This window comes from Streptomyces javensis (assembly GCF_039525925.1).
GTDB classification, from domain to species: domain Bacteria; phylum Actinomycetota; class Actinomycetes; order Streptomycetales; family Streptomycetaceae; genus Streptomyces; species Streptomyces asiaticus.
This window is the reverse complement of record NZ_BAAAIF010000048.1, coordinates 41,752-54,445: the sequence shown is the minus strand read 5'-3', so window position 1 is coordinate 54,445 and position 12,694 is coordinate 41,752. Positions and strand designations below refer to the sequence as shown.

The following is a 12,694-nucleotide window of genomic DNA, read 5'->3' as shown; positions in this document are numbered from 1 at the left end:
CACGAGGGCCGCTGCCCCGGCGGGCGGCGGCCAGGAGAGCTACTCGTCGGGGGGAAAGACCTGCTCACCGGTTTCCGACAGCCGGATGGCGATCGCCTCGACCGGGCAGCCCTCGGCCGCCGCGAGCACCGCCTCGGAGGCGTCGGCCTCCGTCTCGACCGGATGCGACTGCCGCGCCCCGTCGAGCCGGAAGCCGCCGGGGGCGGTGCTCACGCACATCCCCGAGCCGATGCACACGCCGCGGTCCACCTCGATCCGCCAGCGGTCCCCCATCAGCTCGGCTCCCCGTCCCAGCCCTGGGGCAGGTGGATCATCTTGTGCTCCAGATACGCGGAGAACCCCTCCGGGCCGAACTCCCTGCCCAGACCGGAGTTCTTGTAGCCGCCGAACGGCCCGAGCATGTCGAGGCTGAAGGTGTTGACCGAGTAGGTGCCGGTGCGGACGCGCCGTGCGAAGTCGATGCCGTGCCCGACGTCCGCCGTCCAGACGGAGCCGGACAGTCCGTACTCGGAGTCATTGGCGATCCGGGCCGCCTCCTCCTCGTCCCCGTACGGCAGCAGACAGATCACCGGGCCGAAGATCTCCTCACGGGCGATCCGCATGTCGTTGCCGACGTCGCCGAAGAGCGTGGGCTCCACGTACCAGCCGGTCCGCTGGGCCTCCGGACGGCCGCCGCCGGTCAGCACCTTGGCGCCCTCCCGCTGCCCCAGCGCGATGTAGTCCAGCGACCGCCGCTGCTGACGCCGCGCCACCAGCGGCCCGACCTGAGTGGCCGGATCCAGCGGGTCGCCCACGACCAGGGCGGAGGCGGCGGCAGCGAACCGTTCGGCGATCTCGTCGTAGCGGGCGCGCGGCGCGAGGATCCGGGTCTGGGCCACACACGCCTGTCCGTTGTTCATCCAGGCGTTGGGCACGATCCCGGCGACGGCCGCCGCCAGGTCCGCGTCCGGCAGGATCACCGCGGCCGACTTGCCGCCCAGCTCCAGCGTGACCCGGGTCAGTTGACGCGAGGCCACCTCCATCACCCGCTTGCCGGCCGCGACCGAGCCGGTGAACGACACCTTGTCCACACCCGGGTGGCCGACCAGGTACTCGCTGACCTCGCGGTCGGCCGGAAGGATCGACAGCACCCCCTCGGGCAGCCCCGCCTCGGCCGCGATCTCCGCCAGGATGTAGGAGTCCAGCGGCGTCTCGGGCGACGGCTTGAGGATCACCGAACACCCCGCGAGCAGCGCGGGCGCCAGCTTCGCGGCCGCCACGAACTGCGGTACGTTCCACGGCACCACGGCCGCGACCACCCCGACCGGCTCCCGCCGCACCAGCAGCGGCCCGAGCACCCCGGCCCGCCGCTCCTCGTAGACGAAGTCGCGGGCCACGGTGATGGCCGCGTCCCACACCATCATCGCGCCGAGCGCCTGGGCGAGGACGCTCCAGGAGTACGGGGAGCCGTTCTGCGCGCTGATGACCCGGGCGATCTCCTCATGGCGTACGGCGATGGCGTCCTTGATCCGGGTGACCACCGCGATCCGCTCGTCCAGGCTCGTCCCCGCCCAGGGGCCCTCGTCGAACGCCGTCCGCGCCGCCGCGACCGCCCGGTCCACATCGGCGCGGGAGGCGTGCGGCACCCGGCCGATGACCCGCTCGGTGTGCGGCGATACGACCTCGATGGTGTCCTCGCCCGCCGGATCGGCCAGCGCGCCGCCGATGAAGAGCTGCCCGTGCTCGATGAGGTCGTCCATCGCTGATGCCTTCCGGCCGATGACTGAGGGGGTACGGGTACGTACCACGTCGAATATCTGACGCGGCATCAGAACTGATACCAGTTCTAGCTATAGTGGGCAATGCTTGTGTCGAGGAGAGGGGGAGCCGATGGCGCAGGTGACGCGGGTGACCGACCATGGCGGTGGAGTGTGGAGCATCCCGGTCCCGATCCCCGACAACCCGCTCGGGCACACCCTGGTCCACCTCCTCGACACCGATCGCGGCCCCGTCCTGATCGACACCGGCTGGGACGACCCCACGGCCTGGGACACCCTCACCGCCGGGCTCGCCGCGTGCGGCGCCTCCGTCACCGATGTGCACGGCGTCCTCGTCACCCATCACCACCCCGACCACCACGGGCTCTCCGGCCAGGTGCGGGAGGCGTCCGGGGCGTGGATCGCCATGCACACCGCCGACGCCCAGGTCGTCCGGCGCACCCGTGAGGCCGAGCCCTCCCGCTGGCTGGACTATCTGGAGGAGAAGCTGGCCGCGGCCGGGGCGCCCGAGGAGCATCTGGCCCCGCTGCGCGCCACCCGCGCCTCCGGCCGTACGAACCTCCCGGGGCAGCGGGCCGCGCTCCCCGACCGCGAGATCGTCCCCGGTGAACTCCTCGATCTGGCGGGCCGCCGGCTGCAAGCCATCTGGACCCCCGGCCACACCCCCGGCCATGTCTGCCTCCACCTCGAAGAGGCCCATCCGGCGGCCGGGGAGGGCCTGCCCGGCCACGGCCGGCTGTTCTCCGGGGACCATCTGCTCCCCGAGATCACCCCCCATATCGGGCTCTACGAGGACCCCGACGACATGACCGTCACCGACCCGCTCGGCGACTACCTCGACTCCCTCGAACGCGTCGCCGCGCTCGCCCCGGCCGAGGTGCTCCCAGCCCATCAGTACGCCTTCACCGACGCCCCGGCGCGGGTGCGCGCGCTGCTGGACCACCATGAGGAGCGGCTGGCCGGGCTGCTGGCGCTGCTCACCACCCCGCTCACCCCGTGGCGGCTGGCCGAGGCCATGGAGTGGAACCGCCCGTGGGCGCAGATCCCCTTCGGCTCCCGCAATATCGCGGTCTCGGAGGCGGAGGCCCATCTGCGCCGACTGGTGAAGCTGGGCAGGGCGGAAGCGGTGCCGGGTAGCAATCCGGTGATGTACCAAGCGATTTGAGTGACGTATGGGGTGCCGGTCCGACGAACCGGAAGCTAGCCTTACCCGGCCTGGCGCACACACGCGCACATCCCCCGTGACAGCCGTATCAGCAGGAGCATGCGTGACGAGCCCCATCCGCGATTCCGACCCGACTCCGACGGCCGCCCCGACGCCACCCCCGGGCTGCCCCGCACACTCCGGTCAGGCCCCGGCCGGGCAAGGGCTCGAGTCGCTGCACGGCCCCGAGTTCGCGGCCAACCCGTCCGCCACCTACGCCCGTCTGCGGGCACACGGGCGGATCGCGCCCGTGGAGCTGGCTCCCGGCGTCCCCGTCTCGCTCGTCACCAGCTATCAGACCGCGCTGGACATCCTGCGCGGCCCCGAGACCTTCTCCAAGGACGCACGCCACTGGCAGGCGCTCACCGACGGCACCATCCCCATGGACAACCCCGTGGTGCCGATGATGATGTACCGGCCGAACGCGCTGTGCAGCGACGGCGAGGAGCACCACCGGCTGCGTTCGGCGATCTCCGACACCCTCGACCGCCTGGACATCCACGCGCTGCGCCGCTACGTGGAGCGGAGCGCCGACTTCCTGATCGACCTCTTCGGCCCCAAGGGCGAGGCCGATCTGCTCAAGGAGTACTCCGCCCGGCTCCCCCTGCTCGTCTTCAACCAGCTCTTCGGCTGCCCGCCCGAGCTGAGCGACAAGCTGGTCCGGGCGCTCTCGGCGCTCTTCGACGTCACCGCGGACTCCGAGCAGGCCAACGCGCTGCTCGCGGAGACCCTCTTCCAGCTCGTCGCCCTCAAGCGGGAGAACCCGGGCCCGGACATGACGTCCTGGCTGATCGCCCACCCCGCCGAGCTCACCGACGAGGAGCTGATCCACCAGATCGTCGTCCTCGTCGGCGCGGGCACCCAGCCCCAGCAGAACCTGATCTGCAACGGGCTGTTGCTCCTGCTGTCCGACGAACGGTTCCGGGGCGATCTCGCGGGCGGCACCATGCTGATCGAGGACGCGCTCAACGAGGTCCTGTGGAAGGACCCGCCGCTGGCCAACTTCTGCGTCCACTACCCGCGCCATGCCACCACGGTCGACGGACACCGGCTGTCCAAGGGCGACCCCGTCGTCATCAGCCTGGCGGCCGCCAACAACGACCCGTACCTGCTGTCGAACCGGCGCGGCAACCGGGCCCACTTGGCGTGGAGCGCGGGCCCGCACACCTGCCCCGCGAAGGACCCGGCCCAGCTGATCGCCTCCGTCGCCATCGAGAAGCTGCTCGACCGCCTGCCCGATATCGAACTGGCCGTTCCCGCCGATGAGTTGGAGTGGCGGCCCGGCCCCTTCCACCGGGCCCTGGCCGCGCTGCCGGTGCGCTTCCCCCGGACCGCCGCCAAGTCCGATGAGGCACTTGCCGAGATGGCGGCGGCGGCGACCGCGGCCATCTCGGGGGCCGTGGGCAGGACGCCCGCCGTCGCCCGCGCGGACGCCCCGGACGACGGTTCCGACGGCTCCGGCGAGACCCCGGACACCGCGCCCGCCACCCCGGAGCCGCGGCCGGAGCCCGAATCCGGCGCCGAGCACGAGGCCAGGCGCCGCTGGTGGAAGTCCCTGGCCCAGTGGTGGCGCCGCGGATAGCGAAAGCTCCCGGGCCTGGGTTGTCGGATTGCCGGGTGGCGCCCGGCCGCGTAGCGTCGCGGCGCATGACCCCGACGCTGCGCACCGCGCGCCTGCTCCTCGAGCCGTACCGGCCCGAGGACGAGGACTCCTTCGTCGCGCTGTTCCAGGACCGGCGGGTGTGCCGCTGGCTGGGGGACGGAAGGCTCGCCACGGAGGCCGAGGACCGGGCGCTGTTCGGGCGGATCTTCACCAAGGTCTACGCCCGGCGGCTGTTCGACGTGTGGGCCGTCCGCGAGGGCGGCCGGTACGTCGGCCACGCCGAGATCAAGTCGACCGAGGTCGTCGGCGGCCACGAGATCGTCTACGCGCTGGCGCCGGAGGCGTGGGGGCGCGGTCTGGGGACCGAGTTGACCGAGGCGATCGTCGGCCACGGCTTCGGCGCGCTCGGGCTGGGCGAGGTGCACGCCACGGTGATGGCGGCCAACGAGGCGTCGCTGGCCCTGCTCACCCGGCTCGGCTTCGCGCACCGCCGTGATATCGAGGAGGAGGACGGCACGACGACGCGCTGTCTCGCGGTCGTCCGGGACGACAGTCGTTCCGGGGACCGTGAGCGGTGGGCGGCTGAGGGCGCCCGACAAGTCGGCGGATAAGCTGTCCGTAAACTTCATACGCGTCCGATCGGGGGAAGCCGGTGTGATTCCGGCGCTGACCCGCAACCGTGAGCGCGCCCCGCGGGGCGTACGAGCCGGAACACCCGGGCGGGCGCGACGACGCAGGCTCCCGCCGCCGGACGACCGGTGGCGGCACCGTCGAGGTATGCGGAGCTGAGCCGGGTGCCAGGCGTGCCGCGGAGCGTTCCGCGTGCGGCGCGGCTGGACGGCCGTGCGCGGCTGCGTGCGCCCGTCCACCGACCGAGAGGCACCACAGCCATGAACATTCGCCGCAGCGTGGCGGCTCTTTCCCTCTGCGCCGCACTGGGCGCGGCCGCCGCGCCCGCCGCCGTGGCCGACGACGGCCAGGACGGGCGTGCCAAGGGGCTCTACGGCGCCAAGGACCCGAAGTTCGACGGGGTGTGGCGGCAGTCGCTGGCGCTGCTCGCCCAGGACGCGGTGGGGGTCACCCCGGCGAAGTCGGCCATCGACTGGCTGACCGGGCAGGGCTGCGCGGACGGCGGCTTCGCGGCGTACCGCGCGGACACGTCCAAGGCGTGCGACCCGAAGAAGGGCGAGTTCACGGACGCGACGGCGGCGGCGGTCCAGGCGCTGGCCGCGGTGGGCGGCCGCTCGGGCACCGTGGAGAAGGGCATCGGCTGGCTGAAGCGCCACCAGAACGAGGACGGCGGCTGGGGCATGAACCCGGGCGGCCCGAGCGACGCCAACTCCACCGCGGCGGCGATCGGGGCCATCGCCGCCACCGGCCAGGACCCGGCGAAGGTGGCGTCGGCCTCGGGCAAGGGGGCTTCGGGCAAGGGGGCCTCGGGCAAGGGCGGCAAGACCCCGTACGACGCACTGCTCGGCCTGCAACTGGGCTGCTCGGCGAAGGCGGAGGAGCGCGGCGCGTTCGCGTACACCGCGGCCAAGGGCAAGCCCGTCGCCAACGAGCTGGCCACGGCGAGCGCGGCGCTGGCCGCGCGGGGCAAGGGCTTCGTCTTCGAGACCGTCGGCAAGGACAGCGGCGCCGAGCCGAAGCCGCTGCGCTGCGGAAAGGGGACGGACGGGGCCGACACCCCGAAGGACGCCGCCGAGGCCGCCCTGGCCCACCTCACCCGCGTCATGTCCGACACCGATATGCACCTCAAGTCCGCGATGCCCGGCGCCAAGGACCAGCCCGACTTCGGCGGCACGGCCGACGCGGTGGTGGCCCTCGCGGCCGGGGAGCACAGCGCGGCCGCGGGCAAGCCCCTCCAGTGGCTCCAGGGCAAGGACAGCGGCGCGGCGGCCTGGGCCAAGGGCGACCCGGGCGCCCTCGCCAAACTGATCCTCGCGGCCCACGCGGCCGGCGCCAACCCCCGCGACTTCGGCGGCGCCGACCTCGTCAAGCAGCTCAACGCCACCGGCCCGAAGCCCGAGGCGGCGGCCCAGGGCCCGGAGTCGGACGGGAACGGCAAGAGCGAGGAGAAGAAGGACGACGACGGCGGGGTCGGCGGCGTCTGGTGGACGGTCGGCGTCTGCGCGGTCGCCGGCATGGGCATCGGCTTCCTCCTGAGCGGCCGGAAGAGGCGGCAGCTTTGAGCCCGCGTACATATGTGACACCGGTCCGCACCGAGGCGGCTCCGGTCTCGCGCACTCGCGCGGCACGGGTCCTGTACGCCTCCTCGGCACCGGCACTCTCCGCCCGCGCGACACGGACCCGGTACCCCTCCTCGACACCAGCACCGCCCGCCCGCGCGGCACGGACCCGGTACGCCTCCTCGGCACCGGCACCGGCACCCTCCGCCCGCGCGGCCCAGGTCCGGTACGCCTCCTCGGCACAGGCACAGGCACAGGCACAGGCACAGGCACAGGCACCGGCACCGGCACCGGCACCGGCACCGGCACCCTCCGCCCGCGCGGCCCAGGCCCGGAACGCCTCCTCGACACCGGCACCGGCACCGCCCGCCCGCACGGCACGGGTCCGGTACGCCTCCTCGGCACCGGCACCCTCCGCCCGCGCGGCCCAGGCCCCGCGCGCGGACGCGGCTTCCGCCCCGCGCACCCGTGCGCCTCTCGCCTGGTGCGGGCGCGCGGTCCGGGCGTCGTCGGCCGCCGTCGCCTTGGTGCTGCCCGTCGTCGCCCTGTTCGCGATGTTCGGCGCGGCGCCCGCGCAGGCCGCCGACGGGTATCGCTACTGGTCGTTCTGGCAGCGGGGCGGGGACGGCGGCGGCTGGAGCTATGCCGCCCAGGGACCCTCCTCGGCGCGGCCCGGCGATGGCGACATGATCGGCTTCCGCTTCGCGGTCAGCGAGGACTCGGACGACGCCACCCGGCCACGCGGCATGGCCGATTTCGCCGCCGTCTGCGCCGACACCCCGGCCACGGACGGCACCAAGCGGGTCGCGGTGGTCATCGACTTCGGTACGGCCACCGACGCACCCGACCGCCGGACGCCACCCGCGCCCCGCGCCGAGTGCGCACGGGTCGGCGAGGACGCGTCCGCCGGGGAGGCGCTCGCCGCCGTCGCGAAGCCGCTGCGCTACAACTCCGCCGCGCTGCTGTGCGCCATCTCCGGCTATCCGGAGACGGGCTGCGGGGACAAGGTGAGCACCTCCGTGGACGCCCACGCCGCCCCGAAGGGTGACGGCGGCAAGGCGGACAACGGCGGCTCGGGCCCCTCGGCCGGGCTGATCGGCGGGCTCACCGCCGTCGTCCTGCTCGGCGCCGCGGCGGTCTGGCAGGCGCGCCGCCGCCGCGTATGAGCGCACGGAAGACCGCCATGCCACCGCGCACCACCGCCCCGGCCACGGCTCCGCGCCGCCCCGGCGCCGGGTTCCGCACCCGATTCGGCGCCGGGTTCCGCACCCGGTTCGGCGCCGGGTTCCGCACCCGACTCCGCACCGGATTCCGCTTCCGGCCGCCAGCCGGCACCCCGCGCGGCACAGGCGCCCTGCACGCCGGGGCCTGGTGGCTGTGGGCGCTCGGGCTGGCCACGGCCGCGTCCCGGACCACCAACCCGCTGCTACTCGGGCTGTTGATCGCGGTCGCGGGCTATGTGGTGGCCGTGCGCCGCACGGACGCGCCATGGGCCCGCGCGTACACCGCGTTCCTCAAGCTCGGTCTCGTCGTGCTGGCCATCCGGCTGTTCTTCGCGGTCTTCTTCGGCTCGCCGATCCCCGGGACGCGGGTGCTCTTCACGCTCCCCGAAGTCCCGCTGCCCCACTGGGCGCAGGGCGTGCGCATCGGGGGCCGGGTGTCGGCCGAGGGGCTGGTGTTCGCGCTGTACGACGGGCTGCGGCTGGCCACCCTGCTGATCTGCGTCGGCGCCGCGAACGCCCTCGCCAGCCCGGCGCGGCTGCTCAAGTCGCTGCCCGGCGCGCTCTACGAGGCCGGGGTCGCGGTCGTGGTGGCGATGACCTTCGCACCCCATCTGGTGGCCGACGTGACTCGGCTGCGCTCCGCCCGCAGGCTGCGCGGCCGCCCCGACCGCGGGGTGAAGGCCCTGCTCCAGGTCGGACTGCCGGTGCTGGAGGGCGCGTTGGAACGCTCCGTGGCCCTGGCGGCGGCGATGGACGCGCGCGGCTACGGCCGCACCGCCCAGGTCCCGCCCGCCGTCGCCCGTACCACCACCGCGCTGACGCTGGGCGGGCTGCTCGGCGTCTGCTGCGGTACGTACGGCCTGCTCGCGGCCGAGGGCGCGGACTACGGTCTGCCGCTGCTGCTCGCCGGACTCGCCGCCGCGCTCGGCGGTCTGTGGCTGGGCGGCCGCCGCTCGGTGCGCAGCCGCTACCGCCCGGACCGCTGGGGCGTGCGGGCGTGGCTGGTGGCGGGGTCGGGGGCGGCGGTCGCTGCCCTGATGATCCGCGCCGCCTCCCACGCCCCGGAGGCCCTCCAGCCATCGGTCGTCCCGCTCACCACCCCGACCCTGCCGCTGTGGCCCGCGGCGGCCGTGCTCCTGGGCCTGCTCCCGGCCTTCGCTTCCCCGGCACCGACACCGGCCCCGCCGGACGAGCCCCCCGCCGGACCGGCCCAAGCCCGGGACCGAGGGCGCGCAGACCCCGTGCGCACCGGCACCCGGCCCGCAATCGAGCGACACCCGCAGCCCGCCGACGCGACAACGGAACCACCCCCGGGCATGCCCCGTGCACCGGCCCCGCCGGACGAGCCCCCCGCCGGACCGGCCCAAGCCCGGGACCGCCCCGGCCCCCTGGACACCGGCACCCGACCCGCCACCGAGCCACGCCCCGAGCCCGGCGACACGGCCACGGAGCCGTCCCGAGCCCCCAACCCCGACCCCGACCCCGACCCCGACAGCCACCCCACCCCCACCACACACACCCCGCACGGCGAGCGAGCGGACGAGCGCGCCGAGGACGGGGCCGAGGAGGCCAGTCCGTGATCCGCTTCGAGCAGGTCTCGGTCCACTACGACGGTGCGGCGCGGCCCGCGCTGGCGGGGGTGGATCTGACCGTCCCCGAGGGCGAGCTGTGTCTGCTCGTGGGCCCGTCCGGAGTCGGTAAGTCGACACTCCTCGGGGCCGTCTCCGGTCTCGTACCGCATTTCACCGGTGGCACCCTGCGCGGCCGCGTCACCGTCGCGGGCCGGGACACCCGTACCCACAAGCCGCGCGAACTCGCCGACGTCGTCGGCACCGTGGGCCAGGATCCGCTCGCGCACTTCGTCACCGACACCGTCGAGGACGAGCTGGCGTACGGCATGGAGTCGCTCGGCATCGCCCCAGACACCATGCGCCGCCGGGTCGAGGAGACGCTGGACCTGCTGGGCCTCGCCGAGCTGCGGGACCGGCCCATCGCCACGCTCTCCGGCGGGCAGCGGCAGCGCGTGGCGATCGGCTCGGTGCTCACCACCCACCCGCGCGTCCTCGTGCTGGACGAGCCGACCTCCGCGCTGGACCCGGCCGCGGCCGAGGAGGTGCTGGCCGTGCTCCAGCGGCTGGTGTACGACCTGGGCACCACGGTCCTGATGGCCGAACACCGCCTCGAGCGGGTGGCGCAGTACGCGGACCAGATGATCCTGCTCCGCTCCCCCGGCGCCGCCCCGCTGACCGGCGCACCGGCCGAGCTGCTGCCGGTGTCGCCCGTCCAGCCGCCCGTGGTGGCGCTGGGCGCCCTCGCGGGGTGGCCCTCACCGGTGCCACTGTCGGTACGGGACGCCCGCCGCAAGGCGGGGCCACTGCGGGAACGGCTCGCACCGCTCACCCCGCGGCCGGTGGCCGATCCGCCGCCGGGCGGGCCGGTGGGCGAGGTGGCGCGGCTGTCCGTACGCCACGGCCGGGTGGCGGCGCTGCGCGGGGTGGACCTGACGGTGCGGCCGGGCGAGACGGTGGCGCTGATGGGGCGCAACGGCGCGGGCAAGTCCACGCTGCTGGCGAGCCTGGTCGGGCTGCACGAACCCGCCTCGGGCTCGGTGCGCGTCGGCCCGGACCGGGTCGTACCGCACCGCACCCGCCCCGCCCAACTGCTGCGCCAGGTGGGCCTCGTACCGCAGGAGCCGCGCGATCTGCTCTACGCGGACACCGTCGCCGCCGAGTGCGCGGCGGCCGACCAGGACGCGGGCGCGGCCCCCGGCACCTGCCGTGAGCTGGTCGGCCGGCTGCTGCCGGAGGTGGCGGACACCGCCCATCCGCGCGACCTGTCGGAGGGGCAGCGGCTGGCGCTGGCCCTGTCCGTCATCCTCACCGCCCGCCCGCCGCTGCTGCTGCTCGACGAGCCCACGCGCGGGCTGGACTACGCGGCGAAGGCGCGCCTGGTGCAGGTGGTACGCGGGCTGGCCGCGGACGGCCACGCGACCGTACTGGCCACCCACGATGTGGAGCTCGCCGCCGAACTCGCCCACCGCGTCGTCATCCTGGCCGAGGGCGAGGTGGTCGCGGACGGCCCCACGGCGGAGGTGGTGGTCTCCTCCCCCGCCTTCGCCCCGCAGGTGGCCAAGGTGCTGGCGCCGCTGCCGTGGCTGACGGTGCCGCAGGTACGCGAGGCGCTGGCCCCGGAGGAGGCCCCATGAGCGGGACAGCGCCGGGCGGACCGCGCCGGACGGAGCCGGAGTGCGACGGCGGGACGAAGGCCATACGCCTCGGCCCGCGCTCGGTGGCGGCGCTCGCGCTCGTCTCCGCGATCGGTGTCGTCGCCTTCGGCTGGCCGCTGTTCGCACCGGGCGACTCCGGGATCACCACCCACGCCGCCGACGCGCCCTGGCTGTTCGCCGCGCTGCTCCCGCTCCTGCTGGCCGTGGTCGTGGCCACCATCGCGGACACCGGTCTGGACGCCAAGGCCGTCGCGATGCTCGGGGTACTGGCGGCGGCGGGCGCGGCCCTGCGGCCGCTGGGCGCCGGGACGGCCGGGATCGAGCCGATGTTCTTCCTGATGGTGCTCTCGGGACGGGTGCTGGGCCCCGGTTTCGGCTTTGTCCTCGGCGCCGTCTCGATGTTCGCGTCCGCGCTGCTCACGGGCGGGGTGGGCCCGTGGATGCCGTTCCAGATGCTGGCGATGGGCTGGGTGACGATGGGCGCGGGGCTGCTCCCCGGCGCCGCCCGGCTGCGCGGCCGGGCGGAGTCGCTGCTGCTCGCGGGGTACGGGGCGGTGGCGTCCGTGGCCTACGGAACGGTCATGAACCTCCAGGGCTGGACCCTGATGCAGGGCATGGCCTCGGGGATCTCCTACGTCCCCGGCGACCCGCTCGGCGAGAACCTGGCCCGCTTCGTGGCGTACTGCCTGGCCACCTCGCTGGGCTGGGACCTGCCGCGCGCCCTGGTCACGACGGCGCTCACCCTCACCCTCGGCGGACCGGTGCTGCGAGCACTGCGCCGGGCCACGCGCCGGGCGGCCTTCGAGGCGCCGGTGGCGTTCGAGGACGGGCAACCGAGCGGGCCCGGCGCGTTGTCCGCACCGGGCCCTTGATCGCCGCTGGTGGCGCGTCAGTTCTGGTGGAAGACGCTGGCATCCCACTGGGCGACCCACCTGCCGTCACCGAACCGCAGGTTGGCCGTGCACTTGTAGGTGTCCCCGTCACAGTTCAGGGCGGTCACCGGCACCGGGGCGGCGGCCTCCCGCGGCGCCTTGACCGTCTTCGCCGACGCGGCGGACACGGCATGGGACACGGCCTGGTGGAACACATTGGCGTTCCACTGGGCGACCCACCTGCCGTCGCCGAACTGCAGCCCGGCGGTGCACTTGTAGGTGTCCCCGTCACAGGTGAGGGTCGTGACCGGGACCGGGGCCGCGGCGATGTGCGGCGCGTCCGCCGACCGGGTGGCCCGCTGATGGCTCGCCGCGCTCTGGTGGAATACGTTCACATTCCACTGCGCGACCCACCTTCCGTCACCGAACCGCAGGTTGGCCGTGCACTTGTAGGTATCGCCGTCGCAGTTGAGGCTCGTCACGGGGACGGGCGCGGCGTTGGCCGCCGGGGCGACCGCCGTGGCGGCCAGGGCCAGGGCTCCCAGCCCCAGGAAGGTACCGGTGAGCATTCGGCGAGCTGACATGTCGTCGCTTCCCTTCGACTCCGGCCACACAAGGTG

Annotated in this window: 11 protein-coding genes and 1 riboswitch; of the genes, 8 read left to right on the top strand and 3 right to left on the bottom strand. The window is 74.4% G+C overall.

The window, feature by feature from the left end; genetic code table 11:
- Positions 1-39: 39 nt before the first annotated feature.
- Together ABD329_RS32785 and ABD329_RS32780 are read right to left on the bottom strand one after the other, a co-directional pair.
- Complete coding sequence (locus ABD329_RS32785) at positions 40-273, bottom strand: ferredoxin (RefSeq protein ID WP_037947116.1); 234 nt, start codon at positions 271-273, stop codon at positions 40-42.
- Positions 273-1,739, bottom strand: coding sequence for an aldehyde dehydrogenase (locus tag ABD329_RS32780; RefSeq protein WP_198278932.1), 1,467 nt, complete (start codon positions 1,737-1,739; stop codon positions 273-275). Before ABD329_RS32780 ends, ABD329_RS32785 begins: the two co-directional genes overlap by 1 nt.
- Positions 1,740-1,869: 130 nt before the next feature.
- Here ABD329_RS32780 and ABD329_RS32775 point away from each other — a divergent pair, with 130 nt between their 5' ends.
- From ABD329_RS32775 to ABD329_RS32740, 8 genes are all read left to right on the top strand, one after another.
- Complete coding sequence (locus tag ABD329_RS32775; RefSeq protein WP_198278933.1) at positions 1,870-2,922, top strand: Strvi_7410 family MBL fold metallo-hydrolase; 1,053 nt, start codon at positions 1,870-1,872, stop codon at positions 2,920-2,922.
- Positions 2,923-3,025: 103 nt separating this feature from the next.
- Positions 3,026-4,543 carry a cytochrome P450 gene (locus ABD329_RS32770; RefSeq protein ID WP_309142801.1) on the top strand — a complete coding sequence of 506 codons (1,518 nt, stop codon included), beginning with the start codon at positions 3,026-3,028 and terminating at the stop codon, positions 4,541-4,543.
- A 65-nt stretch (positions 4,544-4,608) separates the two neighbouring features.
- Entirely contained in the window at positions 4,609-5,175 is a 567-nt protein-coding gene (locus tag ABD329_RS32765; protein ID WP_198278934.1) for a GNAT family N-acetyltransferase, read from the top strand.
- A 31-nt stretch (positions 5,176-5,206) separates the two neighbouring features.
- Positions 5,207-5,281: riboswitch (cobalamin riboswitch) on the top strand.
- A 173-nt stretch (positions 5,282-5,454) separates the two neighbouring features.
- Positions 5,455-6,756, top strand: coding sequence for an SCO2321 family membrane protein (locus tag ABD329_RS32760; protein WP_198278935.1), 1,302 nt, complete (start codon positions 5,455-5,457; stop codon positions 6,754-6,756).
- Positions 6,757-7,307: 551 nt separating this feature from the next.
- A complete protein-coding gene (locus tag ABD329_RS32755; protein WP_198278938.1) occupies positions 7,308-7,919 on the top strand; it encodes an SCO2322 family protein in 612 nt (203 codons plus the stop codon).
- 188 nt (positions 7,920-8,107) lie between these two features.
- On the top strand, positions 8,108-9,556 hold the full coding sequence (locus ABD329_RS32750; protein WP_425574409.1) for an energy-coupling factor transporter transmembrane component T: 1,449 nt from the start codon (positions 8,108-8,110) through the stop codon (positions 9,554-9,556).
- Positions 9,553-11,181, top strand: coding sequence for an ABC transporter ATP-binding protein (locus ABD329_RS32745; RefSeq protein WP_198278007.1), 1,629 nt, complete (start codon positions 9,553-9,555; stop codon positions 11,179-11,181). Before ABD329_RS32750 ends, ABD329_RS32745 begins: the two co-directional genes overlap by 4 nt.
- Entirely contained in the window at positions 11,178-12,074 is an 897-nt protein-coding gene (locus ABD329_RS32740; protein WP_198278008.1) for an ECF transporter S component, read from the top strand. The genes ABD329_RS32745 and ABD329_RS32740 overlap by 4 nt, the downstream gene beginning before the upstream one ends.
- Positions 12,075-12,091: 17 nt before the next feature.
- Here ABD329_RS32740 and ABD329_RS32735 read toward each other — a convergent pair whose 3' ends face one another.
- On the bottom strand, positions 12,092-12,658 hold the full coding sequence (locus ABD329_RS32735) for a hypothetical protein (protein ID WP_246618561.1): 567 nt from the start codon (positions 12,656-12,658) through the stop codon (positions 12,092-12,094).
- Between the last annotated feature and the right edge of the window lie 36 nt (positions 12,659-12,694).